Source organism: Pseudomonas sp. SCPG-7 (genome assembly GCF_002156405.1).
Classification (GTDB): domain Bacteria; phylum Pseudomonadota; class Gammaproteobacteria; order Pseudomonadales; family Pseudomonadaceae; genus Aquipseudomonas; species Aquipseudomonas parakoreensis.
Map to the genome: position 1 here is coordinate 170,375 of NZ_MVOO01000006.1, position 25,008 is coordinate 195,382.

The 25,008-nt window shown below is 53.0% G+C and carries 18 protein-coding genes and 1 pseudogene; 13 read left to right on the forward strand and 6 right to left on the reverse strand.

What is annotated here, in order from left to right; all coding sequences use genetic code 11:
* Positions 1 to 2: 2 nt before the first annotated feature.
* The gene (locus B1722_RS13750; RefSeq protein ID WP_217436785.1) at positions 3 to 1,022 is read right to left on the reverse strand and encodes a TauD/TfdA family dioxygenase; all 1,020 of its coding nucleotides are present in this window, start codon (positions 1,020 to 1,022) and stop codon (positions 3 to 5) included.
* A 328-nt stretch (positions 1,023 to 1,350) separates the two neighbouring features.
* On the opposite strand from B1722_RS13750, the gene B1722_RS13755 reads away from it, so the two are divergent.
* The gene (locus tag B1722_RS13755; protein ID WP_086792919.1) at positions 1,351 to 2,760 is read left to right on the forward strand and encodes an amino acid permease; all 1,410 of its coding nucleotides are present in this window, start codon (positions 1,351 to 1,353) and stop codon (positions 2,758 to 2,760) included.
* Positions 2,761 to 2,778: 18 nt separating this feature from the next.
* Here the strand turns inward: B1722_RS13755 and hrpB are convergent.
* Positions 2,779 to 4,914 (reverse strand): annotated as a pseudogene (gene hrpB / locus B1722_RS13760) (ATP-dependent helicase HrpB); the annotation flags it as partial.
* A 164-nt stretch (positions 4,915 to 5,078) separates the two neighbouring features.
* On the opposite strand from hrpB, the gene B1722_RS13765 reads away from it, so the two are divergent.
* From B1722_RS13765 to B1722_RS13800, 8 genes are all read left to right on the forward strand, one after another.
* Entirely contained in the window at positions 5,079 to 7,292 is a 2,214-nt protein-coding gene (locus B1722_RS13765) for a hypothetical protein (RefSeq protein ID WP_086792923.1), read from the forward strand.
* Positions 7,276 to 9,351, forward strand: coding sequence for a site-specific integrase (locus B1722_RS13770; protein WP_086792925.1), 2,076 nt, complete (start codon positions 7,276 to 7,278; stop codon positions 9,349 to 9,351). The genes B1722_RS13765 and B1722_RS13770 overlap by 17 nt, the downstream gene beginning before the upstream one ends.
* On the forward strand, positions 9,348 to 9,953 hold the full coding sequence (locus B1722_RS13775; protein ID WP_086792927.1) for a hypothetical protein: 606 nt from the start codon (positions 9,348 to 9,350) through the stop codon (positions 9,951 to 9,953). Before B1722_RS13770 ends, B1722_RS13775 begins: the two co-directional genes overlap by 4 nt.
* Positions 9,950 to 11,365 carry a site-specific integrase gene (locus tag B1722_RS29830; protein WP_256578849.1) on the forward strand — a complete coding sequence of 472 codons (1,416 nt, stop codon included), beginning with the start codon at positions 9,950 to 9,952 and terminating at the stop codon, positions 11,363 to 11,365. The genes B1722_RS13775 and B1722_RS29830 overlap by 4 nt, the downstream gene beginning before the upstream one ends.
* 969 nt (positions 11,366 to 12,334) lie before the next feature.
* On the forward strand, positions 12,335 to 12,760 hold the full coding sequence (locus tag B1722_RS13785) for a hypothetical protein (RefSeq protein ID WP_086792929.1): 426 nt from the start codon (positions 12,335 to 12,337) through the stop codon (positions 12,758 to 12,760).
* A complete protein-coding gene (locus B1722_RS13790) occupies positions 12,757 to 13,578 on the forward strand; it encodes a hypothetical protein (protein ID WP_086792931.1) in 822 nt (273 codons plus the stop codon). The genes B1722_RS13785 and B1722_RS13790 overlap by 4 nt, the downstream gene beginning before the upstream one ends.
* A 1,112-nt stretch (positions 13,579 to 14,690) precedes the next feature.
* The gene (locus B1722_RS13795) at positions 14,691 to 14,996 is read left to right on the forward strand and encodes a hypothetical protein (RefSeq protein WP_086792933.1); all 306 of its coding nucleotides are present in this window, start codon (positions 14,691 to 14,693) and stop codon (positions 14,994 to 14,996) included.
* Entirely contained in the window at positions 14,996 to 15,502 is a 507-nt protein-coding gene (locus B1722_RS13800; protein ID WP_086792936.1) for a hypothetical protein, read from the forward strand. Before B1722_RS13795 ends, B1722_RS13800 begins: the two co-directional genes overlap by 1 nt.
* A 268-nt stretch (positions 15,503 to 15,770) precedes the next feature.
* On the opposite strand, the gene B1722_RS13805 is transcribed toward B1722_RS13800, so the two are convergent.
* A complete protein-coding gene (locus B1722_RS13805) occupies positions 15,771 to 16,547 on the reverse strand; it encodes a restriction endonuclease (RefSeq protein WP_256578850.1) in 777 nt (258 codons plus the stop codon).
* Positions 16,548 to 16,966: 419 nt separating this feature from the next.
* Here B1722_RS13805 and B1722_RS13810 point away from each other — a divergent pair, with 419 nt between their 5' ends.
* Both B1722_RS13810 and B1722_RS13820 read left to right on the forward strand, forming a co-directional pair.
* Entirely contained in the window at positions 16,967 to 17,515 is a 549-nt protein-coding gene (locus B1722_RS13810) for a hypothetical protein (RefSeq protein ID WP_086792938.1), read from the forward strand.
* A gap of 821 nt (positions 17,516 to 18,336) precedes the next feature.
* Entirely contained in the window at positions 18,337 to 19,158 is an 822-nt protein-coding gene (locus B1722_RS13820) for a hypothetical protein (RefSeq protein ID WP_086792942.1), read from the forward strand.
* A gap of 81 nt (positions 19,159 to 19,239) precedes the next feature.
* On the opposite strand, the gene B1722_RS13825 is transcribed toward B1722_RS13820, so the two are convergent.
* Both B1722_RS13825 and B1722_RS13830 read right to left on the reverse strand, forming a co-directional pair.
* Positions 19,240 to 20,310, reverse strand: a complete 1,071-nt coding sequence (locus B1722_RS13825) for a UvrD-helicase domain-containing protein (protein WP_086792944.1) — start codon at positions 20,308 to 20,310, stop codon at positions 19,240 to 19,242.
* Positions 20,303 to 21,910: an ATP-dependent endonuclease gene (locus B1722_RS13830; protein ID WP_086792947.1), complete on the reverse strand. Its 1,608-nt coding sequence runs from the start codon at positions 21,908 to 21,910 to the stop codon at positions 20,303 to 20,305. Before B1722_RS13830 ends, B1722_RS13825 begins: the two co-directional genes overlap by 8 nt.
* Before the next feature lie 203 nt (positions 21,911 to 22,113).
* Here B1722_RS13830 and B1722_RS13835 point away from each other — a divergent pair, with 203 nt between their 5' ends.
* Positions 22,114 to 23,046, forward strand: a complete 933-nt coding sequence (locus B1722_RS13835; RefSeq protein WP_086792949.1) for a hypothetical protein — start codon at positions 22,114 to 22,116, stop codon at positions 23,044 to 23,046.
* A 516-nt stretch (positions 23,047 to 23,562) separates the two neighbouring features.
* Here B1722_RS13835 and B1722_RS13840 read toward each other — a convergent pair.
* Positions 23,563 to 23,931 carry a hypothetical protein gene (locus tag B1722_RS13840; RefSeq protein WP_086792951.1) on the reverse strand — a complete coding sequence of 123 codons (369 nt, stop codon included), beginning with the start codon at positions 23,929 to 23,931 and terminating at the stop codon, positions 23,563 to 23,565.
* 266 nt (positions 23,932 to 24,197) lie between these two features.
* On the opposite strand from B1722_RS13840, the gene B1722_RS13845 reads away from it, so the two are divergent.
* Entirely contained in the window at positions 24,198 to 24,998 is an 801-nt protein-coding gene (locus tag B1722_RS13845; protein ID WP_086792953.1) for a GNAT family N-acetyltransferase, read from the forward strand.
* The last annotated feature ends 10 nt before the right edge of the window (positions 24,999 to 25,008 follow it).

Consider the following 25,008-nt stretch of genomic DNA (forward strand, 5'->3'; position numbering starts at 1 on the left):
TTTCATCCCTGAGCTACGTGTGGCTGATCATCCGCCCAATTGGCGATGATCACGTTGATGGTCCTGTTGCCGGAAAAGGCGCGCCGGCCGTGGGCATACTGGAAATTGTCGAGCAGCAAAATATCGCCCGCCCGCAGATCGACATCCTGTTCCAGACGTCTGACGGTGTGGAACAACTCCAGCGTCAGGTCTTGCGGCAGTGGTTCGCCGTCACCGAAACACATGGCCTCCAACAGTTGCGGCGTATTGCGCAGCGCCTCGGCCAATTCACTGGCGTCCTGTTCACGACCGTCGATACGCGCCCATTCGATCATCGCGGCCGCGCCCCAGAAGTGCGCCTGATTGCACCAGATGTCCGCCGCTTTGCGCGGGTGTCGGCGCACCGGGGCGATACAGTCCTGCCAGAGGATCAAGTCGCCGCCACTCCACTCGAAGTCCCAACCGCGCGCCCGGCACAGCACTTCTGCCTCGGCGGTGCTGGAAGTGGAGAACGTCTCCTGCCAGCTTTTTTTCACCCCGGGCTTGAGATTCACCCGCGCCTCGCCGGGCAGCGTGCGGCGCAACTTGAGCCCGCGATCGGTCAGTTGCTGCAGGGTGGCGCGATCAATCAACTGCTCCAGTTTGCGCATGTCCCCGACCACGGATTCACCGCCGCGCTCCGCAGGCTCGACACACACGAAAGCGATGATTTCGGGCGGATGTTTTACATAGGCCATTTCCTGATGAAGGATCACCGACCAGTCGGGCGGGGTGCGCGTCGCTTCCATGACCTTGCCCTGGATCGTCGAGCGTGGAGAGCTGCCGCCGACGTAATCGCGCGTGTGAAAACCCAGCGCACCGATGGCCCGTTCAAACACCTCGGGATCCCTGCACGGCGTGGCACCGCGAATGAGCACCGCGCCTTCACTCAGCAGTTGTGCCCGAATGTCCTGCGCCGCCGCTGAAAAATAGCCCGCCGGATCGGCCTCGGCGCCGACCACAAAATCGAATGTCCCTAGTGCATTGCAGCCCGTCACCGTCATCACTCCTCAGTCCTCAGTCCCTGGAATCGTTGGCATGTCCCTGTGCGATGCATTAGATACCATCCCCCATTTACAAATTCAACAGATAGAAATATGTTTCTTCCAATAGATTTTTCCAAGGAGCGCGCACGAAATCGCGCGTAACCAAGCTAAAAACTCGATCTAACTGATTGATAAAAATAGAAATAATCTGAAGGAACAGAATCCGTATGACTGTGGAGAATTACCTGTCCCCCACTGTTGGCACCGTCGCGTCACTGCATCGGCCCGACTCGCCCCGCGCAAGTGTCTTGCAAACACTCAAGCAACCTTGCGAGTACCCTTTCTCATGAACGGACTCCATGCGCACTCAGGTCAACTGCAACGCAGCCTGAAAAATCGGCACATCCAATTGATCGCACTGGGAGGCGCCGTTGGCACGGGGTTATTCCTGGGCTCGGCGGGCGCACTCAAGTCTGCCGGGCCCTCGATGATCCTCGGTTACGCCATTTGCGGCTTCATCGCCTTCATGATCATGCGACAACTGGGCGAGATGATCGTTGAAGAGCCGGTTGCCGGCTCTTTCAGCCATTTCGCCCACAAGTATTGGGGCGCATTCGCCGGTTTCCTGTCGGGATGGAACTGCTGGATGCTGTACACCCTGGTCGGCATGTCCGAACTGACAGCCGTCGGCAAATACGTGCATTACTGGTGGCCCGAGATACCGATCTGGGTATCGGCTGCGGTGTTTTTTGTGCTGATCAATGCGCTCAACCTGATCAACGTCAAAGTGTTCGGCGAGGCGGAATTCTGGTTCGCCATCATCAAGGTGTTGGCGGTGATCGGGATGATCGCCATGGGCAGCTACCTGCTGGTCAGCGGTAACGGAGGGCCGCAGGCATCGCTGAGCAACCTGTGGCAGCACGGCGGCTTTTTCCCCCACGGGATGGCCGGCCTGGCCATGTCCATGGCGGTTATCATGCTGTCCTTTGGCGGGCTGGAGATGCTCGGGTTTACCGCCGCCGAAGCGCAAAACCCTCGTCGCGTGATCCCCAAGGCAATCAATCAGGTGATCTACCGCATCCTGATTTTCTACATCGGCGTACTCGTCGTGCTGTTGTCATTGATGCCATGGGACAGCCTGCTGACGTCACTCAATGCCTCTGGCGATACCTACAGCGGCAGCCCGTTCGTACGTGTGTGGTCAATGCTCGACAGCAATACCGCCGCGCACATTCTCAACTTCGTGGTCCTTACCGCGGCGTTGTCGGTCTATAACAGCGGCACCTACTGCAACAGCCGGATCCTGCTCGGTCTGGCCCGGCAGGGTGACGCGCCACAAAGCCTGGTCAAGATCGACTCGCGCGGGGTTCCTGTGCGCTCGATCCTCGCAACGGCTGCAGTGACCTTGATCGCGGTGGTGCTGAACTACGTGATCCCGCAGCAGGCCCTCGAAATACTGCTATCACTGGTGGTGGCGACGCTGCTGATCAACTGGGCGATGATCAGCCTGGCTCACGGCAAATTTCGTCGGCACCTGAACGAGACCCGGCAGACACCACGGTTCAAGGCGCTGTGGTACCCCTACGGTAACTATGTCTGTCTGGCCTTCATGGTGTTCATCATGGCGGTCATGCTGATGGACCCCGTCAACCGGATGGCGGTCTACGCGATTCCGCTGTGGATCACGCTGGTGTGGGTCTGCCACAGCATCAAGCACCGCCGCCGTGCTGCGCAAAGCCTCTACGGCGAGGCCTGATCAACTCCGGGCAAAGGCTCACTTGCGCGGTTTGATCCGCGCCGTGGCCTCGGCCACCAGCGGATCATCCGGCCAATAATGCTTCGGATACCGCCCCTTCAGATCCTTTTTCACCTCGGCATAGGTGCTGCGCCAGAAGTTGGCCAGGTCCTGCGTCACCTGCACCGGCCGCCGCGCCGGCGACAGCAGGTGGAGCTTGACCACTTGCCGCCCGCCGGCAATTCGCGGCGTCTCGGCGAGACCGAACAGCTCTTGCAAACGCACCGCGAGAATCGGCGGCGACTCGCTGTAATCCAGACGAATCGATGACCCCGACGGCACACTGATGTGATGCGGCGCCAGCTCATCAAGCTTCTGCGGCAATGGCCACGGCAGCAGACTGCGCACGATGCTCGACAGGTCCAGATTGGCGAAATGACTCAGTCGCGAGACTTTGCCCAGATAGGGCATCAGCCATGCCTCCAGGGTTTTGAGCAACGTCGCGTCGCTGACATCCGGCCATTGGCTGTCGGCTTGTGTCGCCAGATCCAATTGCCGCAACAACGCGACCCGCGCCTGCCACTGACGCAGTTCCGGCGTCCACGGCAGCAACTCCAGACCTTTGCGCCGTACCAGATTGACCAGCGCCTGACTGCGCGCCGCTTCGTCGAGCCCGGTCAACGGTTCGCGGCTGAGGATCAGTTCGCCAACCTTGCGCTGACGCTCGGCGCGCAGCACGCCTTCGCGCTCGTCCCAGTCCAGTTGATCGACGGCACGCACTTGCTCGGCGAGCACCGAGTCGAACAGCGTCGGATCGAAATCCGCCGCCAGGTAAATCCGCTCCTCGCGCTGCCCCTGACGACTGCCGAGGTCGGCGATCACAATCCACGCCTCCTTCATCAGGCTGTCGGCTTCGGCGAACAGCGCAGCGCGACCATTGGCCAGCCGATATTCGGCGCCACCGGCACGCCGCTGTTGGGCGACGCGATCCGGATAGGCCAGCGCCAGCAATGCGCCAAGCCAGCGCGGATGATCGGGGTCGCTGACGGGCTCGCTGGCCTTGCTGCGCAGGTAACCGCGATACTGCCGCGCCAGTTGCCGCGCACGTTGCACGCCGCCCTGAGCACCGCGTGCCGCGCGTTCTTCGCCGGAGAGCAGCACCAGCCGGCTGTGCAGATCCGCCCCGGCGCCGCGCAAAATATCGCGTTCGCCGAGCAGCGCCGCGACGTCACAGGCCATGTGCGCCAACCCCAGCGCCTGACCGCGCAGCAACAGATGGGCGATGCGCGGATGTGCCGGCAATTCAGCCATGGCCTGACCGTGCGCGGTCAGCGCCTCGCCTTCAAGTGCGCCCAGGCGCTGCAACAAATCCTGCGCCTGTGCATAGGCTGCTGCCGGCGGAATATCGAGCCAGACCAGTTCGCCCGGCGTGACGCCCCAGCGTCCGAGTTGCAGCGCCAGCCCCGCCAGATCCGCCGACAGAATTTCCGCACTGCCGTAAGCGGCGAGTTGCTCGTGCTGATCCTGCGACCACAGGCGATAACACACGCCCGGTTCCAGACGTCCGGCCCGGCCCGCACGCTGGGTGGCGCTGGCCTTGGAAATACGCTGCGTATCGAGACGGGTCATGCCGCTGCCCGGGTCGAAACGCGGCACCCGCGCCAGCCCGGCGTCGATCACCACCCGCACGCCGTTGATGGTCAGACTGGTTTCGGCAATGTTGGTCGCCAGCACCACTTTGCGCTGGCCGGTCGGCGCCGGGTCGATGGCGGCGCGCTGGGCGTTGAGGTCCAGTTCGCCGTGCAGCGGGCAGAGCAAGACATCTTTACGCTCGCCGATGGCATCGCTCAGATGCTGGTGCACACGACGGATTTCCGCCTGCCCCGGAAGAAACACCAGCAGGCTGCCGGTTTCATCGTGCAGGGCTTCGAGGACGGTCTGGGTCACGCGCTGGTCGATGTATTCGCCAGGCTGGAACGGCCGCCCCCAGCGCATCGTCACCGGGTACATGCGCCCTTCGCTGCGCAGGATCGGCGCGTCATCCAGCAACCCGGCCAGACGCTCGCCTTCCAGCGTGGCGGACATCAGCAGAATCTTCAGCGGCTGTTCAGCGCGGAACAGTTCACGACCGTTCAAACTCAGAGCCAAAGCCAGATCGGCATCAAGGCTGCGTTGGGGCACTTGACCGATTGCACATACCTGTCAAAATCTACAAAACGCCTTAAAAACAGACACTTAAGGCATGCCAAGCCGAGAAAATCATTTTGACAATCATCAGAAAAACCGCCCCTCTGCCCAACTACCCTTTCAGAGCACTGTCGCCTGAGGTAGTTGCCCTGATGGAGAACGCTGCGAAGGATTTTCCAAGCATCCCGTCAGTGATTCCGCTCAAGTTATTCGAATGCTATTGCGATCTGATGGGGGCAAAGGTCTCGTATCTCACGCTGTCTAGCCCGTCGTACTTTGAGCTGGCTAGGGGCTTCCTGGGAGCGATGAGGAGTACCTCCTTTATCGACAACGATCCGACTTCACGTCAATCGGTTGTTCGCTTGTTCACTGGCATCCATAACGTTATCCGGGCGCAGGTTCCGGCTATGGAAGAGCTGCGGGCTGATCCGGAAAGCATGCGGGATAACGTAGCCCTATGGAACGAATACCGCTCGAAGCTGAATGAAGAAAGCCTCCGGTATTGGAATGGATGGGGAGTCACATCTCCGAAGGGTCGAGAATACTTTCTCAGCCTCCCCTGCCTGTGGTTGAGCCACGGCAAAGACTTCACTGAGGACTTCTACAACCATTGGGTGCTTTTTTTTAAGAAGCAGGCCCGGCCTGCTTACACAGAGGTGAACAAAATGGCGAAATTCCTTGCTGAACATCGCGAGGATTGGCCCGCTGTAACCTTCCAGCACCCTCAAATGATCAAGGCGTTCTTCCTAGCCTTCATGAAGGATTTTTTCCTCAAGGCCCATGAAGAAAAAAAGAACATCAACGGCCAGATCAAAAGCTGGAGGAGGTTTATCGCCAACTGTGAGGAAATTTTCGTCGAAACCGGCGTTTGGGCCTTGCCGTACCAAGGTGGACTTCCTAAGCCGCTGGAGAGGCCAGATCTAGGCTTGGGCACGAGGAAAAAAACTCGTGAAGACGGCGTAGTTGTGCATGAAAAGCTGATCACACCTGTACCACTTCACGTTACAGATGAAGAGGCGATTGAGATCATCTTCCATAACATCGAGACAGATGTGTCGGTGATTAAACTGTGGGCGACTGAGCAATGTCGACAGCTTCTCTCCAAGGTTAGGGAGCGCAAGGCAATGGCCAAAATGGGCCGGCCTATCGTCAGGGGTGGTTCCTTGAAATCGATTGAGCAGCTCGGTATTGAAAACATCTGCGCGACCTTTGAAGCTGATGGTTTTCGAGCCGAGAGAAACTATCTGAACTCTCATTTCGGCAACGGCAATCTAGTGAGGGTTTCTGGCTTACTCGGCTTGCCGACTGCGGACAAGCTGTATCCATATCAATGCCTGCTTGTAACCGAGCACCCGGAAATTACCCATGGCTTTCTTGATAAGCTCATGCTCCTTGATGACAACGGGGATTCGATTGGCTACATCAAGGATGACAGCGGGGCCAAGCTCATTGGCTTTAAGGATCGTAGGGGCAAGAAACTAAGCGAGCAGGTTATCCAGTTGACCGCTCAATCCCAGCAGTGGATCGAAGAAATTCTCGAGATTACCGAGCCGTTGAGAGAAGCGCTGCGTCTAGCGGGAAAGCCTGCGTTCAAGGAACTGTTTATCACTTGTGGATACGGTTTTTCGACGCCGAGTAGCGTCACTCAACCCGCGTGGAATCGCTCCAAATTCAATTCGATGCCCAAATCGCTCGACGTGCTTCTCAACCAGTTCGCCCCCTATCAGCACATGCTGCAATGTGACCTCCGCCAGTTTCTGGAACGGGTAACGCTTAGTTCGATCCGCTCATCCTGTGGCGTGATGGTCTATCTGCGAACAAAAAGCGTTACTGAAATGGCCAAAGCTTTGGGCCACGTCCGTTACGATGCGGTACTGCTTCGGCGGTATCTCCCTGAGGCAATCCTGTCTTTCTTCCAAACACGCTGGATCCGAATTTTCCAGCGCAGCTTTATCTGCGAGGCGATGAAAGACAGCCCTTACTTGCTCGAGGCAACAGATTTTTCGAGCATGGACGAACTTCACGGTTTCCTTAAAAACCACGCGCTGAAGGATATTCCGAGTCACCTAAGAAACCCGGAAAACAAGCCTAGCGCTGAGCAAATCGAGTCTCGCAGTAGTGAGGTTTACATTTCTATTGATGTAGGAATCATGACCGCCCTGCTTTCCTTGGAGGCCGCCGTCGCTAGCTCTGAAAAAGCCCATGAGGTATGTGGCAAAGCTAAGTATTGGGCAGATGTATCTAAAGCCGTCAGCGACGAAATCGTACGGGGCAACGATGCCCTGCTTAAAGAGCACCTCAACGTAGCCAGAGCTCATTGCAACCCGTCTCGCATGGAGAACATTATTTATGTCGCTGCCGCCTGAATTAGATTTTCTTGAGCCGTACTTCGTTGACTCCTATCAATCTTTGAGGTCTACAGACTGGCTGCTTAGCGACTTCGACGATAACGTATGGATGTACAGCTTTGGCTTCAAGAATCCAAAAAGGATCGAATGGGATGTAGAGCTCAGCGACGGCAGCCGTTTGATCGACAAAAAAAATAAAGATCTTCTGGATGGCTTGAAATATTTTCTGACAGGCTCAACCCAGGCTAATTCAGCTTCCAATTCGAGCGGCGTGCGATCAAGTGAGCTTGCACGCGCACTGCATATCGTCGACTTCTTGCTGCTCAATTGCGAGCAATTCAAACTTGCCCAACATGGCCTGGCCGGTCTTGGCAGAGACAATTTGAAGTTGATCCTGTCAGAAATTGGTTCTAGCAGTGACACAGCGGAATCTGTTTATGCCTGGTCAAAGCGGATGTCCCTTTACTGCCTGAAGCTCGTACTTGAAACCAGCCAGGTTGAGATTGATCTTGCGCTTAAAGAATGGCCTGATCTCGCGATCATTACTCCGCAGCAAATAGACGAGAACGTGCTGGAAGTCTCACTGAATTTGATACCAAAAATCAGAGCAGCTCTGTATCTGAAGGGGTTGTATCGAATATCTCGTGACAAGGGATACAACCCCAACTCTGTAACGGTATCAAACGAAGTCTACCGAAACACGCTCAAAGCGAGGTTCGACGACAAACCCATTATCGGAATCCTGTCCGTACAAAGCGGGGATGATTTTGTACGAGAACTGCTTCCAATTCCTGTGGCGACAGGTAGTCGGGAAAAGATGGGAGATTCGAATTTCAGCGAGTACAGAAGGACTCTTTATAGCCTTGGAAATTTGCACGACCTTGATTTACCCGCCCCGTCAACGGAGGACTTAATCAGCGCCAAAAACTTCACGATTGAAACGGAGGCTGCAGGAAGATTCAGGACGCTTCCGTCTCATATCGTGTTTGGCGCAGTGCGAAACTCTATTGAGTTTTACTTAAAACATGGTTCAGATATCGTAGACGGCTATTGTCGAGCGGCGCTGTATTGTAAAAATCAGCAGATATCCCTGAACGATTTAACCGACAAACAACTGAAGAAGGTGGTTGGTCATCGCTTAACTTCATTAGGCGTGGAGAGCCTTGGGTTGTCACGACGTAGCGCAGGAACACAGTACGCCAGCACCACTAAGGGCATGAAATCCGAATACTTTACCAAACTTCGCTCTAATCATGGGCTGATTGAAATGGTGAAAGTGCTTATTGGATGCACTCAAGTCGTTGTTGGTGCACTAATGGGAAGGCGTATTGGCGAACTATTGGATCTGCACGTCACAGACTGTTTGGATGTTACGGAAAAATGGCTGGTTTTTGTGAATCGCAAAAGCACCTATCAGCTTTTCGGCACACGCCAGGTTGAAGCACGGCCAATTGAACCAATTGCCGTGAAGATGATTAAAAGCCTTATCAGGATGCAGAAAATCCTTAAACGCATTGGGTTCCTAAGCGAACTTAAGGGCCTGTTTGCCAGCCCATCCGGAAAGGGAAATGCTGATTTCTCCCAGGTTGCCGTTTACGGTTTTAACCAAAACCTCGACTTCTTTTGTGATTACTTTGAAACTGATACGAACGAAGATGGCCAACGGTACTACATCCGTCAGCATCAGCTTCGCCGCTTCTTCGCAATGCTGTTCTTCTACTCCAGCAGCTTTGGCGGACTTGAGACTTTGCAATGGATGCTCGGGCATACCGATGTGCAACATATCTGGAACTACATCACCGAGTCCATGGATGGTGCCAGCCTCCGAGGAGCTAAAGCACAATTCGTGGCCGAGGCACTCCACAGCGGCGATGTAGCCAGCTTTGAAAGCTTGGCTGCCCTGTTGAAAACCCGCTATGGCACAGAAGATTTCACCTTAGTCGACACCGATGAGCTCGAAGATTACCTTTCGGATCTCATGGAAAAAGGCGCCGTGGAGATTGAGCCGGAATTCATCCAGGACGATGAAGGCCAGAGCTTCAGGGTAGTAGCTCGGGTCATGAAGGAAGCAGCATGAAGAAGACTGATGCTCGTGTAGAACGCAACACGTTGGCGCTTAGCACCCTGGTTGAGTGCCTGGAAAAAATCCGTAGGGCTCCCGACAGCTTTAGAGGCAACAAAGAGCTGGTGGCAGCGCTGAAAAGTCAGGGCTCAACGGCAGCTCTGCACTTCAGTTTCACCGTAGGCGAAGAGACGAAGACAACAACCCCTGTCAGTCTGAACACTCTTAAGACTTATGCGGAAAGTAACCTGTCTACGGGATTCGACGGACTGAATAAACTTCGTGTCGCGGCCCTTGAAGCGCTAGAGGCCGCAGAGCGACGCGAGGAGCGCTCCAATAAGCGAACCAAGGTTGGTCTGTCGCTGCGAGTTGCGGAGCTGGAGCAGAAACTGGCCTTGCACCAAAAAACGAACCTCACACTGCTTCATGCTCTAGGCAATGCTCGCGATCACATCAAAAGTGTCAGGGATGCGCCGAACGCTGGTGTCAGGTCACTACGGGCTCAGGAGGCCATCAAAGCGCTGACAGCGATGGCATCGCTTAACGCCCCACCTTACGACAAGATTCCTGCGCCCAATGGCCCTTCTGTTGTAAACCTTGATGAATACAGAAGATGACGAAGAAAAGCCAAAACCAGCTGCTTTCGGTCTTGGAAGAGATGACGCTGTTTTCCCATATGGCGCTTGGCTCGATTGAGACAAGGACATTCAACAATGTTCCATACGTCACGTGGCCGAATGGTGCGCCCTGTGTACCTGTGAATCAGTACATTCTGTCGTTGATGGAACGACCTGGTCGCAATGGCAACCGCAACCTATCGACGCGTGGATCTAAAGGCGGAACCTTCGGTGAGTACGCCTCGAAGATTAGCCATCTAGTTCGTTACTGCTATCATTCCAACATCGACTTCATTCACCTGACTGACTCTAGCTTTACACAATTTATCGACTCCCTTAGAGACGAAAAGTCTCGAATTTACCCAACCTCGAATAAACGGACTGAGCCGACAATTCTGGCCATAGGTCGAGTTTGCCTGGCCTTTCTGGAGTTCGTTGGTAGGCTTCACGAGAATGAGACCTTTGTCGCGGTCGGCGGGACGATCAGAATCACCATGCACGCCTTTACGATTAAATATCGTAATGGCCGCTCATTGAAAAAAGAGTTTGTACATCATCACTCTCTAAGTTTGGGCGGACGCGTTCGGTCGATATTTCCGATTTCAGACGAAAACATAAAGCGTCTGCTGGACGCTGTGGACAGGGATTCTAAATCGAGATTTATCGATTCCAGAAGAAAGATCATGCTCCTGCTGCTGGAGCACACCGGTGCGCGCAGGGGAGAAATTTCGAGAATATTGGTTAAAGACATCCTTAATGCACTGGAGATGGATGAACCAATGCTTAGGCTAGAGACTTGGAAGCAAGGGGTGTCTAACCAACGATTCATCCCTGTTCACAAAATGGTTCTCAGTGATATTAAAAAACACATTGACTTCATGCGCAGAAAGGTCGTCAAGGGAAAGGTAGACGACGGTTTTCTGTTTATATCACAAACTTTTGCAAAGGGAATATCTCCGGACACAATCACCTCGGAAATTTCTCTTCTGAAAAAGACAGCGGGGATTAAGGAAAAAATATCTCCGCACATGTTTCGGCATGCCTTCATTACGAATAAATTCGTCCAGCTAATTAAACAGCACGAGCTAGAAAATCCTGATCAATTCAGGCAGTCCTTGTTGAGTAGCCAAACCTTTATTATCGAAGTGATGATGTGGACAGGACATAAGTCTGCTGAAGCAGTTGAGCGCTATATCCACCTGGCGTTCAATAAGGTCGCAAATTACGCTGCAACAGTATCGTCTGTGCACTTAGCTTCAGCCATGCAGCTATTCGACCGTAAACAGCGTGAGCTACTCAATCGACTCAAGGCCGGCCTCGCCGTTGAAGAATATGAGGCCGAGGTGTTAGAGCTTCAGCGCCTTAGGGATGAGGACTTTGAGATTGCTGGCAGGCGGGCAAGCTCCAACTAAGTCTCTCCCTGGTTGTCGGACTTGCGGGGCTTGCCCCTTCGGGGACGGCTGTCGTAAACCAAACCCTGGCTGCGCCAGGTTTTGGCCCATGGTGGGCCGGCGCGCTCCGCTTGCATCACGAGTTTATCGTGCAAGAAATCAGGAACGGCAAGCTGAGACAGCAACGAATGTAATAATCACACACCTGGGCACCGGCCCATTTCTCAGAAAATGAAATCGATCTACCTGCACGATAAAAATCGCATGATCGAAGAATGTCTCCGAGCGCGGCTACCTGAACGCCCTCGCGTAGGCGACCCAAGAGGTGAAACCCGACACCTGTTTCCATGACGCTACGCCAGGCAATCACAATAGATTAGTCCACCTGTCAGCGGGCTATGCGGCTAAAAGCTGGTAACCGCAATTGAGCAAACCTCGAAGCGCAAACTGAACATACCAACTGCCTGTTTTTTTGATCAATTTCCTATAGCCACATGGAAGCTCACTTGAGCGCTAGCATGGCTCATTCGAGTTCACATGGCTGTAACACTGACAAAATCGAACCTTCAAACCGATGTCTACTGGGCTAGTAAATAGAGGCTGCCTCGCCACGCACGGGGCACGCCCATGCTAATTTATGACGATCCTTATTGGGATAAAGTGCAGACTGGAGTCACAGAGGAACGATTTTACTCAGGTTTCTGGCTTGGCTTGCCCTCGCAGGGGCGCCCTGCAAGGGGCAGCTGTCGTAAGCCAAGCCCGCTTCTGGGCCTAGCGGACTTCCATCCTCGCCTCTTCAGACGCACTCCGTGCCATCCGATTCAGAATAGACTTACCTGATCACCGCAATGGTTGAGCCGATAGCCATGAAAGCCGCTTGTCAGACGTCCCAGCTCAGACTGACTTTGCAAGCTGTAGCAACGCAACAGCAATCATCTTGCCTCCCGGCTGTCATCCCGCCATCATTGCGATCCTTCATGGAGCGATACGATGACTATAGACGATCTCGAAAGTATCTTAATCACAGCGACTCAAGAACACTGGGCGACGACGGGCGGCCCTCTACTCCTCAGCAATCTTCCTTCGGATCTCCGTAATCGAGGCGTTAGCGATTACAAATCGATTTTGAGAGACAAAACCTTGAAGGGATTTGCCCAGGAACTTGAGCACAAAGGACTTCTCAAGGTCGCTACCCATCCGATACACCTTGCGAAGGTTGCTTTGGTACCTAAAGACGAAACCTACGCTTACCCTCTTGACTCGAACAGTACGAAAACGAAACCACTTCCACAGCCCCGCTCAGGCAAGACCGCTGCCGTAAGGCTATTGGACATCCTCGGTAATTTAGACGTAGGTGATCTGGAGATGGTGACGATTCCAGCGACGGTGCTGGTTAAACTCCACAAGTTGCCATGAAGATCTTGGTTGCACTTGTCACGGAGAACGATTTCCTGAGGAAGGAGTTCGTCAAGCTGCGAAGCACTATTCGCTTGCCAGCCAACCTCAGTCGCCTACCGATGACGCTCGAATTGGATGCTCCGGATCTCAGTCGCTCACCTACGCTAGAGCCTTACTTTCACACCAAGGCAACGAGCTGCGGGGCTATGGTTGTTCTAGCGGATCGACGTTGCGAAAGGAGGCTCAATTTCACTGAAACCGCTCTATTTATCCATTGGCTGGACGTCCCTCGCCGAGTTGAGTTGCCGTCTAGATTCCTCAATCATCATTCTTCACGTCTCCTTACTAGCTTCGCCACGTTCAGGCAGGAGGTGATGCGTGGGGAGAACCTCACAATGTGCATCCTTCCGGCAAAGAATTTTGATGCTGACGAGTGGCGTCAGTTAATCACGATGGTATTGACTCAAGCACAAGAGGATCTTTTCGCAGTCGACGCGACAGCTTTGTTGGTGTTGATGCGCAGGAATCGGCGCAAGCAGCGTCGTAAAGACCCAACCGGTAGATATTTTTATATCGACGATGATGATAAACACTTCATCTATGGGCCTGAACATCACTCAAAATTTGCAACAGGTGAGCCTCACACTAAGACGTGCGAGCTCAACGGGACATTTAGGTTCGGTGCAAAAGTTGAGGATATCCATCGCCACTTCAACGTCAACAGAGGGCCTGGCAAAAATCCTTCTGTCAAAGGCAGTTTCTATGACTGTCACTGCGCGCCAAGGGTAGTGATCAAGACGAGTCATCTCAACATGTTTATGAACGACTACTTCTGAAGAAACGCAAGTTGAGAGAGAAATCGTGAGATCTACAATCGCGGGAAGAATCAAAGCGAGTGATAACACTACGTAAAGCTGCTGGGTATTGGGGGGATTTGGAGTGTCCGCCCAATAGGGCTCACGGCGAATGGCATTGTAAACATATAGGTGCAGCAACCCAGCCACATCCGCCTATGAGTAGGGCCGACCGATCTGAAGACATCAAAAAAGGTTTATTTCAGACAAAAAAAAGGGGAGTCAACATGTTGATCCCCTATCTGCAAGCCTATCGCGTGCTCCACCCGCTGCGTCAATGGCAAGAATTACAGCTCTAAAACCTTTGGTTTCTGGTGCTTTCCCGGCCATTGGCAACGCACTCACCTGTGAAGGTAGCCCGGTCGGTGTCCAAAATATTGGATTCAGCAACCCGGACGGCGTGGTGCGTAGTGCTATGACTCGATAATAACACTTGCCATCACGGGATATCAACTATCCATGGGCGCTTCAGGCCAGGTTGGATGCCCGATAGCCTATCTAGCTACCATGGACATCACGGGCGGCTCGTACCTGTGCCTAAATAGCCTTTTGATCGAGCGTGCCCTGATCCCACGCCCTGTAGTCCGATGGCGATAACATGGCATCTGCTTTGTGCTTGTCCCGACTTTATCGCAAGGACGGCTTTAGAGATCACGGATCGACTCACCCAGATGGTGTGATCTGGATAGAAGAAGGCAAGATACACATTGAGCACAGGAGTGATTACAGGGCCCGACGAGGATCTGAACGGTGTTTACCCGTGACGGACTGAGAGTCTTCACCACATGCCGTCCAATCTACCAAGGGCAGGCTCTCAATTGGCCTGTCCTGAGAGACGCATTCGTTCAAGCCCACCACACCTTCAAAGCTCAGCTGTTGGGAGCCCGAAGTCTAGTCTCACGCACCCAACCCTGCCCAGGGTACTTGCCCTCGCCATGGTGCCTTCAACGCGTGCGCTGATGCTGGCATTCCAGCATGACTATCTGTATAAAGCATGCCCTGCTTGGAGATCGGAGTTCCCTGCTGCCGTCGAGGGTCACTTAGACGATCTTCTTCAGAGCGGCGTATTTAGGGAATCTCAAGGAGAGCTGTCAATGGCCTCACCAAGTGAAAAAGCTAGAGAGTATTTTGACTGGTTACTTGAAGCAAAAAACTCAGCTCGTGTGCTCGAAAGGATCGAACGCGACCTAGATCAGCTGATATATACTTCAAGTCGGCAGAAAATCTCAAGAGTAACTAAGCTCAATATTCTTGACGAGCTTGAGCAGCTTGTTAGGCAAGAGCCTAGCCTTGAAGATAGTAATGAATATGTAATTTCAGAGTCCATTCGTGGCACTGCGGCCTCGAATAATAGCGATGTTCTTGATGTCATCAGTGCAATGAAAAGGCGAGCAGGTTGATGGATATTAAGTTGAGTGACGTAATTGCTGCCATTAGCATGGTTGTTTCTGTCGGTGCTATGTATTTTGCGAAGTCATCCAGTAAAAAAGCAAATTTAATCGCTCAAGAAAATCTGAATTTGCAGAATGCTATGGTTGAGACAGGTATCAGCCAGTCAATTGAGGGGGCCAAGGTAAAGATTAATGAAGTATCTTTGGTTATGGTTCCTCTTGTGGTAAAGGAGGATCTCGGTAGTCTCTCAGCGGAGGAAGCCGCTAACCTCTTGCTATTCAGAAAGATCATGGATTCTGCTGTACAGTCTCTTGTGAACCACTACGATTTCGCCTGTTCAAAATATATTGATGGTAAAGTAGATAAGATTCGATTTAAAAAGTCATATAGGACTGAGATCAGACAGCTTGTGGAGAAAGAGGATATGAAAAAACATTTCAATCCTGTGACCACCACTTATAAACCCATTCTAATAGTGTATAAAGAATGGGAGGATCTAGAAAGTCAGTCATAACTTGGTTAATTTCGTTCTTTGTTTTTTAAATCTGGAGAGCCACCGTTATTGCTCGATGAAAAGCCTTTTCAATAGCGTCGAGTTCTTTTTTATAGCTTTGTAATTGCTGTTTTTTTCAGTATCTTTTTCAATGAGTCCAGATAGCCAGTTTTCGTACTCTTCATCTTTAGGAGTCATTCCTTCCTCTAACGTAGCCGTAGTTCGTTCACCACCTCGTGAAAAAGAAAAGCAGATGACTTCAAACCATTGATCGTGCGCCACACTCAGGTCACGGCTTGAACAACTCATCCAACGGCACGAACGCAGCGCCAGTTTCTGCGGCAGCTCTAACCTTCCGGTCAATTACCTCCGCAATGGGTATCCGCCGTCCCAGTGCTTTGTAGATATCCTCGCCGGACATGCAGATCACCTTTCGGCCTCTGCCAAATGCGTGAAGGCCTTCATGTGTAAACCCGCCATAGCTGATGAAAACGCCACGCGCCCAAGCAGCTTTCTGATCGAGCTTGCCTTGAAACGTATGGAGTTCGGCTGCCCCAATCGGATCTCTGACCCATTTGGCTTCGATCAAATACGTTTCGTTTCCAAGCTGAAAGCTTCCGTCTATTTGCTCACCAACCAGGCTGAACGGCGAACGCGCCTGAAGCTTGGAGGAATCAAAAAGCTCTTTGAGAAATCCTTCGAATTCGTAGCCACGCTTCTGCGGTGGCAGATCGCGCAGGTCGTACAGCCGCTGCTTTAAAGCATCGAGGACTGCGCCCTGATCGATGACCGTTGCCGCAGCGAAAGGATTTTGTACCACCTGGGCGTGCTGCCCTGGCGATCTGATAGATTCGAGGAGGGATAGAAAGCGGCCTTCGGCATTTACCACGTCTTCCGTGGCCTTGTTCTCTGCTCGAATAGTTTGCCGGTGCTTCCAGAGGGCCACGAGCACTCGAACTACCGTTGGATGGTCGGCGTTCTGGAGGAGACATCGGACGCGCCTAGCCTTGGAGGTGCCATCTTTGGAGAACATCTCGTGAGAGATGTCGATCTCAAGCTCTTCCATGAAAAACCTATCCATCGTTGGTGTAGAGAAGTCCAAAACGTACCCCTCCGACATCTCAAAGATAGAGTCGAGGAATCGCATCTCTGTAGATTTGAAATTCGCCACACCTGTCCTCATTTTTCAGTTCGCTGAAATCATGAATCAAAATCCAGATTACGCAGAAGGCCTACTAACCAAAATGGCCCAAGGTGCGCTACCAAGAGGCTCTGCAGCCCAACGAGCAACGCCCCCTCACATTGTGTAGCCTATCGTAGACGCCCTGCGAATTTGCATGCTAACTTTGCCACCTCTCTGATCTTCCTGGATCAAACGGTCGGCTCGTGAAGGCTCAAATGCCACAGGTTGCAACACCCTCTTTATCGCACGCATTTCGACGATAGTCAGCGGGCAGCCGACACCCTGGCGACCGGAGAATTGCTATGCGCGTTCCAATCTATCCAAACGACTTGATCCGTAATCGCGGCTTCAAAAGCCTGGCTAAGCAGTTGCAGCAGCAATGGTGTGGCCCTGCCCCAATCTCACTTGCAGATGCTCAAAAAGCGCTTGCGCGGGGACTGGGTTATCTGAGTTTGCACGATCTCAGCGAGACCTCAAAAGTCTGCCAACCCGGTGAACCTGTACCGCCAGGAGCCGATGTCAGGCAGGCAATTGGTTCAGCGATCCAAGCTACCCTGCAGACCGGAGATGATCTGAATCTGGAACGGCTTGTGAACGATCTATCCCTGAAAAAACTCGTAGCCTTCAAACATGTGCAGGTTTCTCCAGGTGCTAGTCATAGCCTGTCACCTGAACTGGCTCGCGGGGCTCAGCCGGGGTTGTCCAAGGAACAAGTTCAGACGCTGGAAAAGATCCTTGCCGAATCTGGGAGCTTGAGAGATCGAGCTCTGTTCGCATGCATGCTGGTGCTTTGCGACAAAACGAGTTCCTATCGGCAAGAATGCGGCACGGTGACGCGGTGTATGGCGTGAAAATCCGTGAAACCAAGAATGTTCTTGATGCGATCCCAGATAAGCACAGGTCGATGTTCGAGCAATACATCAAGACCTCGAAGTTGTCGGACGGAGAGTATCTTTTCCGTGCGGCTAATGCTCCTGGGCGACCACTATCGCCTTACGCGCTGAGAAAGATCTGCGTCTCGTGGGCTCGTGAAGCGGATGTTGATGCGTCCCTGATCACACCTCATAGCGTACGCAAGACCACCGATGGTTATGCTGACTTGATGCGCCAAATGAGCGAGAGGATGGGGCACCACTCAGCAAACACGTCATTGGCATACGCAGTCGGATTACCGACAACCAGTAGCACTGTTCACTAGGGCCATAGTCGGAAATGGTACAGAGCTAAATTCGCGAGGCCATTGGAGGTTTCCCTGCTCTGATAGGTTGACGGCGATCTGAAGTATCCTGCTTCGGGCCAGCCCCCTATCGGGGGCGGCTGTCGTAAACCAAACCCTGGCTTCGCCAGGTTTTGGCCCTGCGGGCTTCCATCCTCAGGCCTTTGGCCCAGAGGGCCGGCGCGCTCCGCTTGCGTTCGTGGCAGATACCCGAGCCCCCCTCCTAGATACTGCCCGCGTAACCGGCCTAGGGCTGCCGCTCGCGCAGGCTATTGCAGAGTTAATTTCCCTGACCTATGATCGGCCCAGGCGGTGATGGTCGCCTGGCGCCTGTTTCGCGAAGCAATAGCCCATCTGTGACACCCTTCAGTTTTACATCGGCATGTCCCTAACCAGACGCTGCCCGGTGAACAGGCAATCGGACACCTAAGCGTCGTAGATTTAGGAACCATTGCCATGTCTGATTTTTCCCCGCTAAACATCTTTAAATCCCAAGCTAAACAGCTTGCTCGTGATCAGGGCCTGAAGCTTTCTGTCGCTCAAGAAACCCTTGTGCAAAAAGCGGGCTTCGCTGATTACCATGAGCTTTCTGTCGTCGCCCAACGGAACCCCAAGGATCCGCGTCTGATGTTGGCCGTTTTTGGGATCAAAGACTTTTCCCAAGCGATCCATGAGGATGATGTCTACGCCGACCTAGATCTAGAATTGGATGATCAGCTCTCCGGTGCGATTGCGGATACCAATGCGAGCGGATTCGCCATTGATGTTCTTGAAGTGGAAACCACTGCCTACAGCGATACAACCGGAAAGCTGACGTTGGGGCTCTCCCTTACGTATCAGGGGCAGCAAGACCAAGAGAGGATGTATCACGGTGCAGCGTTCTATCTTAAAGCCACGGTCGAATTGCTACGCCGTGATGGTATATGGCTGCTTGCTGAGGAAGGCGTGGTCATCTCCAGCAGTGAGTCTGATGCTGATCGCGACCGTAGATCTGAATGGGAGCACTGGGCCCAAGTCGAAGAAGCTGAACGCGGCAACCGCAAAACTATGGCCCAGGCCCTGGCGAATGAGCTGGACATTTCTCTCGACGACGCCGAGCTTCTGGCCGATTCGGAGGTCACGGCCAACGAATCGGATGAGGGCCTCGTATACAGTTACTGGATCAATTTTGAACCCGTAGCCGAGGGTGAGTTAAGAGCACACCTGATCGCGCGATTCGGCTCTTTAGAGTACGAGTTGCACGCGAATTTCTTCGACGACATTCTGCCGGACGTCTAACACTGACATGGTGGTGGCCAGCCTGCACGCTGGCCATTCAAAGCGGACTCTGATACAGCCAGCTAAGGCTCTGCACCGAAATTATGGATGCCAATAAGGCAGCGTCGAGTCACCGGGCTGATCAACGATAATTGCCACACTTTGCTTGGCCCTCGTTACTGCGACGTAGAAAGATGCCGCAGATGTTGCTTCCAAATGAATTCCTTTTTTTAGGAAGCTTTCTATATTCACCGTAGGCACGATGAGAACACGCTCATAGGTCGCACCTTTCGACACCTTAAAATTTAGGAAATCCAGTGAGTATTCCTTACCGGAGCTGATGGAGTGCCTCAGAGATTGGGGTTGAAACCTTGCAACGTAATCGTCGACATGTTTCCTGCTGACGAGGAAAACACCATCATGTCCCGTGCAGGCAGTGTTCTCAGAGGTGGTTTCCGGAAATCCCCACGAGGCATCAAATATTGAGTCTGAGAACGCTGCGATTTCGGCTCTGCATCTGTGCGTGACCGACGAGTAGTTGATGCACAATAAACCTTTAGTTTCGCGATCCCGGAACCATTCAATTGCGGCTGCGTAGGCATATTTTTTATTCTTTTGACCGCGAGGGTTGGTGGACAAAACTGACTGCCGGACGTCACCCACCATTCGAACGTCGATTTTGGACAAAAGTAGCTGGTGAACTATTTCCCAGTCGTAGCCACTTAGATCCTGCACCTCATCAAAGAGAATCTCGTCATAGAGACACTCGAGTCGGTGCATGAGCAAACCACCACTGGACTGCATTACTTCGAAAGCAAGCCTTCCCAACTCTGAGGCATAGACCTCGTTTTTTCGATTCATATACCTGGCCTTGCCGACCGCTTTGAAGTAGGGCCTTCCTTCAAAGTCGAAACCGCCAACCCTTTCGCTAGGTAAAATGAATGGCAGGAAAGGCTTGGCGAAATGGCGAAGTAGGAATGTGTACCATCCCATCACCTCTAAGTTTTGCAAGTCGCCGGCTTGGGAGGCGAGTCGGTGGCGAAGCTCCAGCTGGTTGGTTTGCGTGAAGGTGACGACTAACACTCGACGGTCAATTGGCAGAGATTTGCAGTGTTCCACCAGCCCCTGAGTTTTCCTTCCTCCGGCAACGGCTAAGGTCAGATGGTTAGCCATGGATAAACTTCGCTGCGGCTTCCATATACGCTGGAGGGATCAGTGCATCAGTGGACTCAGCGATTCTCAAAGCCCCCTCGGTCTTCTCTCGTATCATCCAAGTCTCAAGGTCGGCTGCAACAGTAATACCCAGAATCGTTCGCAACCCTTTTTCACCATTATGATGAATCAGCTGAGGCTCGAGCGTCTTACCGTCACTAACGTCGCCGATAAATAACTCTCGCCGAGCGCCATCGAGCCATTTCTCCACTGGCTCTCTCAGCTTAACTGGCTCTACTCCGTCGTTGTCGCGCATCACAGCGACCTGTTTGTTGATAGCGGCACAAAGCTCCAAACATCGAGCCAGTGCGAGTCCTCGCATGCTGATGACGTCAATGCCAGACGCCATTGGTGTAAGCCGATATTTATCCTTAAAAACTCGCTCGAAAATGATCTCGTCGGACGGCCCCTCGACCAACACAACTTTCTTGGCTAGAACCATCCTTAGCGTGTCGTAACCTGGTAATCGCTGAAAGTACCTAACGGTGTCAGGCGTCAGTTCAGTTATTTTGGAGGCCGTGTTGCGGTTCAAAAGAAGCAGCGAATTAAGCCCAAGCCTGTTCAGCACATAGGTACTGTGAGTTGAGATGAAAAGCTGTTGCTGGTCTGTTGCCAATACCTCAATGCGAGACAACAGCGTAGCTAGGCTTGTATGAGAGAGGTGATTTTCCGGTTCCTCAATCATTACTATGCTTGCCTTCGCTGAGTGGCGTTTCATCGCAAGCGATATTTTGATTGCTGCTTGCTGACCCTGCCCCGCCATCGAAAATGGGACATCATCTACATGGGGGGTCACGGAGCCTTCCCACGACGATCTGGAGCTTTGATCCATGGCCAGCGCCATAGGCTCATTCTCAAGAGAGGCTTCAAGCAATGCTAGGCGCGTGTTGACGTCTGAAAGAGCGCTTTCGGTCATGGATGCTTTGACCTCACGGTAGCTCAGCGAAATTGACGCCTTCTCGCTTGGTTCCAAATGATCACTGAGGATCTGGCGAAGATGGTAGTCAACTCCGTTGGTGGATCTCACCGTGCGGGAGTCAATGACAGCGACCGAGAGGGCTCGGGGACGTTTGGTAAGCTCCTGGTCGGCGAAGCTCCGCCACTCATAGGTGTAATATTCGACGGGCAGCAGCGCAGTCGGCGACTTGAGCCACTCGTCGAGCATGTCTCGATACTCTTCGTTTGGGAAGATTCTCAGGGAGACTCCGGGACAGGCGTTAGTCGGAACATCGGTGTTGATTGCCCCGCAGAGCCCTTGCAGATCGTCTCGCTTATCCAAATAGAGCTCGATCAAAATTTCAGGAAGGGCGATTTTCTTTCCTGCCCTCCTCAGAGCCACGAATTCTTCGACCATGTCGGTGTTGAACCAGTAAGGGTTCAACTCTTCTAGCACGCCTCGTCCGCCGATCCGCCCGTTGAGTGCTAGGGCGATAGCTTCTATCAGGGTTGATTTTCCCGCGTCATTACCACCGACGAGGATGTTGAGTCGAGCGTTAGGTCTTAGAGTGAAGTCTCGATAGATGCGGTAACCACGAATCTTGATCTGGGTTATCAAGGCCATCATCCTTTAGGCAGTGGTGTCGACGACGCTCGGAAGCGAGAGGGAAAGATCGAGCAAGCTCCGAGTAGACACCATGGATGCACCGGACTCAAGTGCCCGACAGTATGGGCAGAAAAAGAACCGAAGCCCTTAATCCTCAGGACTGCGGTTGCAGCGAAAACGAGTTTGCGTAGACTAGATTTATCTATAGGAAAGGAGTTCGTATGGGCATCAAGATGGGCAGTGCTCTGGATCGTACAGGCAGTGAATGGCAGGCCGATACGTATCAAAAAGGTATGGGGGCAGAGCCGCTCAAATGCCGGTTTTGCAGTATCGGCGTGACCCACAATCCGTCTTACACACGAGAGCTACACGACAAGTCGGTGTTTGTCTCTGCGTACTTCAGGCTTCTGCCTGGTGGCGAGCATGCAGCCAACTGCAAATACGGAGTGCAGGAGGAAATCTCGGAAATTGCCAAAGAGTCGCAAGGCCTTCTCGAGAGTGTCAAAGGTAATCAGTACCGTATGCGCCTGGTAATGATCAAAGAGGCCCTGGAGGGTGGTGCAGCACCTACAAACCAAAATGGCAACGGCTCCAACGCCAGATCCAGCAAAACCTATGTATCTACTCCTGGCAAACTGCCTGCGTATATCAACTCTGCCAAGCGAGCCCTCAAACTACGAGCACTGTGCACCAGTGATAGCGACGTTGAGCAGCACTTAGAGCTCGTATTTGAAGGCAATACGGTTGTCAATTGGCGCCAGTTCTATTTCGAAACGGAACGGCACATGGAGGCGTTCCATGCCGTATACCAAAACACCACCCAGCATCCCATTGCCATCCATGGGTACGTCAAAAGTGTTCGGCGCTGTGTGGGCGACGATAAAAACAAGAATGTCTTGAATCTCAGGATGAACAAGTACCGTGCGGACTCCGAAAAGCCCGACAACGGCGTAGGCCTCGAGGTCAGTATTTGGTCTCGTCAGACAGCATGGTTCAAAGGGATAGAGCATGACGATGAGATCGTTGTGCTGGGAATGTGGAAGGCTTCAACCACGCCTCCTACGACCGCGCCAAATGAAGGACGCTACAAGACTTTTACCAAGAATCGACTCAGCTTAAGCCTTGTCTTGATGGCACAGATAACCAAGGTCTGAGCGCTCCATTGCCCGCCAAGCGAAGAGATTTAGCATTGCTCATTCGACGGCAAGCAATTTTGAACACAACCTCTTCTCTCGCCGTGCTCGTGGTCTACGCTCAGCAACGGCGCTGTGGATTTTCGAGATGCCTGCGACACAAGAAATGTTCATGGTTGAGCCATCTTTCACCGTGTAGGTAAACAAGGATGACAGCATGACCGATAGACGACCTTTGAATCCAAACGTAACAGTTCCGAAGCCGGGAGGTGGCGTCCAACCTCGCTCTCGGAATCAAGATGGCCAAGTCCGCGATAAGCGTGATGACGCTGGAAAGCCTAGGAAGAAATAGTCAACCGCGATGAATCGCAGGTTACTCGCGAAAGGGAGTGACCTGTCTCAACGCGCTGTGTGATCGACTCATACATGAGTCCATCGGGACATGAGGCTTCTCCTGGTTTATCGATGACTTCCTCTGACTTGCTGGCTCCATCCAACTGATCGAGATCACTAGGTGGCCTATTGCAGGCAGCAGTCTCAGTTCGTCGCGGTGGTCGTACCAGGCGCAGGGCCCTCGCTGAATGTGTAGTTAATGACCACATCATTTCGGATCAAGACGTCGAGAGTTTTCTGAGTGCCCGTAGTCGTCACCTTCATGGTGACCACGTAGCTCTGGGCATGGGCTGAGCCGTTGGTGTAGGTGTAGATCCACTTCTCATCAGTCTCGCTGACGGCGCTCTTGGCGTAGGGCTCGCCAAATAGGGACTTCAGTTCTGAAGTGGTGGTTTTACCCTTGGTGATGCTCGCTACACTTGCCGAAGGAAAGTCTCGGCCTGCGGTGTAATGCGACGTAGCGCAGCCGCCAAGTGCGACACAGATCCCCATTACTGCGATGAGCTTTTTCATATCCTTCCTTGATCGTAGAAAGCTCCAAATCTAGCTGGCATCAAGGCCAAAAGCCATCGCCATCTTGATCATCTGAGCTTGTGCTCGTCGGCAGAGCACTACGCCTAAAGATAATGCTCTTATCCAAGGTGACCGCAGAGAAAGCCCAGATTATTGAGATCTAAAGCGAGCATGGAAACGTACTACCTACGCGCAGGTTCTTTGCAGGTGCGTATTGTCTGTTTTATCGCTACCTTCCATGGATTCACACGATAGGGATTACGCGCATGGATGTTGGAATGGCTCACGCAATCGAGGCCGCAGAAGCCGAGTATTTGTGCTCCCGCGTTGAGAGCTTGTCGCGGATAAGTGGAAACCCTTTCGGTGCTCGCGTGTTTTTAAACGAAGCTTTTCCATGCTTTCAAGTGAAGGCGTCTCCTAGCCCGATGTTCAATCGCATCTACGGCGACACCACTGGCAGCCCCCAGCCACTTTTGAACTTGCTTAAGAGTTCAACAGAATATTCGACCGTGACGCCTCTTATCGGAAAACCTTCGTCCCTGGAGCAGTTCGCTTTTGTGGGCGAGAGGCGACTAGAACGCCTGAGAGGTTGGACGCACCTGCAACTTGCGTGCGCCATCAAGGACGTGGTCTTGAGCCACAACTCGTTTGAGATCGAAGAGGCCACCTCACACACTCTTCCTGAATTCGCAGCTGTTCATGCGAGTGGATTCCATACCAAGCCAGAGCATCGTCAGTTGAGCCAAGCCTCTTTTGCAGGGTTACTGTCAAATGATCGTCTGAAAATCTACGTCCTCAAAGCTAATGGACATGTAGTTGCAGGAGCATTGATGTATCTGGCCAATAATGGAGTCGCCTACCTCGGGACGGCTGCCACCCGAAAAGATGCACGAGGCTTGGGCTATCATGGAGCCCTGATATCTCACCGCATAGAGCAAGCAAAGAAATACGGCAGTTTGGTGATTGCCGCAACTGCGCTTCCCAGTTCGCAAAGTCGCCGTAACTTGCAGCGCGCGGGGCTTGCGACATCTCACGTCCAAGCGCTATATCGCTTGGCGGATAGTTGAGATATGTCGG

Excerpts from the sequence above, each read along its gene's own strand:
- B1722_RS13750 (WP_217436785.1), bottom strand. The coding sequence starts at position 1,022 with ATGACGGTGACGGGCTGCAATGCACTAGGGACATTCGATTTTGTGGTC.
- B1722_RS13755 (WP_086792919.1), top strand. The coding sequence starts at position 1,351 with ATGAACGGACTCCATGCGCACTCAGGTCAACTGCAACGCAGCCTGAAA.
- B1722_RS13765 (WP_086792923.1), top strand. The coding sequence starts at position 5,079 with ATGGAGAACGCTGCGAAGGATTTTCCAAGCATCCCGTCAGTGATTCCG.
- B1722_RS13770 (WP_086792925.1), top strand. The coding sequence starts at position 7,276 with ATGTCGCTGCCGCCTGAATTAGATTTTCTTGAGCCGTACTTCGTTGAC.
- B1722_RS13775 (WP_086792927.1), top strand. The coding sequence starts at position 9,348 with ATGAAGAAGACTGATGCTCGTGTAGAACGCAACACGTTGGCGCTTAGC.
- B1722_RS29830 (WP_256578849.1), top strand. The coding sequence starts at position 9,950 with ATGACGAAGAAAAGCCAAAACCAGCTGCTTTCGGTCTTGGAAGAGATG.
- B1722_RS13785 (WP_086792929.1), top strand. The coding sequence starts at position 12,335 with ATGACTATAGACGATCTCGAAAGTATCTTAATCACAGCGACTCAAGAA.
- B1722_RS13790 (WP_086792931.1), top strand. The coding sequence starts at position 12,757 with ATGAAGATCTTGGTTGCACTTGTCACGGAGAACGATTTCCTGAGGAAG.
- B1722_RS13795 (WP_086792933.1), top strand. The coding sequence starts at position 14,691 with ATGGCCTCACCAAGTGAAAAAGCTAGAGAGTATTTTGACTGGTTACTT.
- B1722_RS13800 (WP_086792936.1), top strand. The coding sequence starts at position 14,996 with ATGGATATTAAGTTGAGTGACGTAATTGCTGCCATTAGCATGGTTGTT.
- B1722_RS13805 (WP_256578850.1), bottom strand. The coding sequence starts at position 16,547 with ATGGAAGAGCTTGAGATCGACATCTCTCACGAGATGTTCTCCAAAGAT.
- B1722_RS13810 (WP_086792938.1), top strand. The coding sequence starts at position 16,967 with ATGCGCGTTCCAATCTATCCAAACGACTTGATCCGTAATCGCGGCTTC.
- B1722_RS13820 (WP_086792942.1), top strand. The coding sequence starts at position 18,337 with ATGTCTGATTTTTCCCCGCTAAACATCTTTAAATCCCAAGCTAAACAG.
- B1722_RS13825 (WP_086792944.1), bottom strand. The coding sequence starts at position 20,310 with ATGGCTAACCATCTGACCTTAGCCGTTGCCGGAGGAAGGAAAACTCAG.
- B1722_RS13830 (WP_086792947.1), bottom strand. The coding sequence starts at position 21,910 with ATGGCCTTGATAACCCAGATCAAGATTCGTGGTTACCGCATCTATCGA.
- B1722_RS13835 (WP_086792949.1), top strand. The coding sequence starts at position 22,114 with ATGGGCATCAAGATGGGCAGTGCTCTGGATCGTACAGGCAGTGAATGG.
- B1722_RS13840 (WP_086792951.1), bottom strand. The coding sequence starts at position 23,931 with ATGAAAAAGCTCATCGCAGTAATGGGGATCTGTGTCGCACTTGGCGGC.
- B1722_RS13845 (WP_086792953.1), top strand. The coding sequence starts at position 24,198 with ATGGATGTTGGAATGGCTCACGCAATCGAGGCCGCAGAAGCCGAGTAT.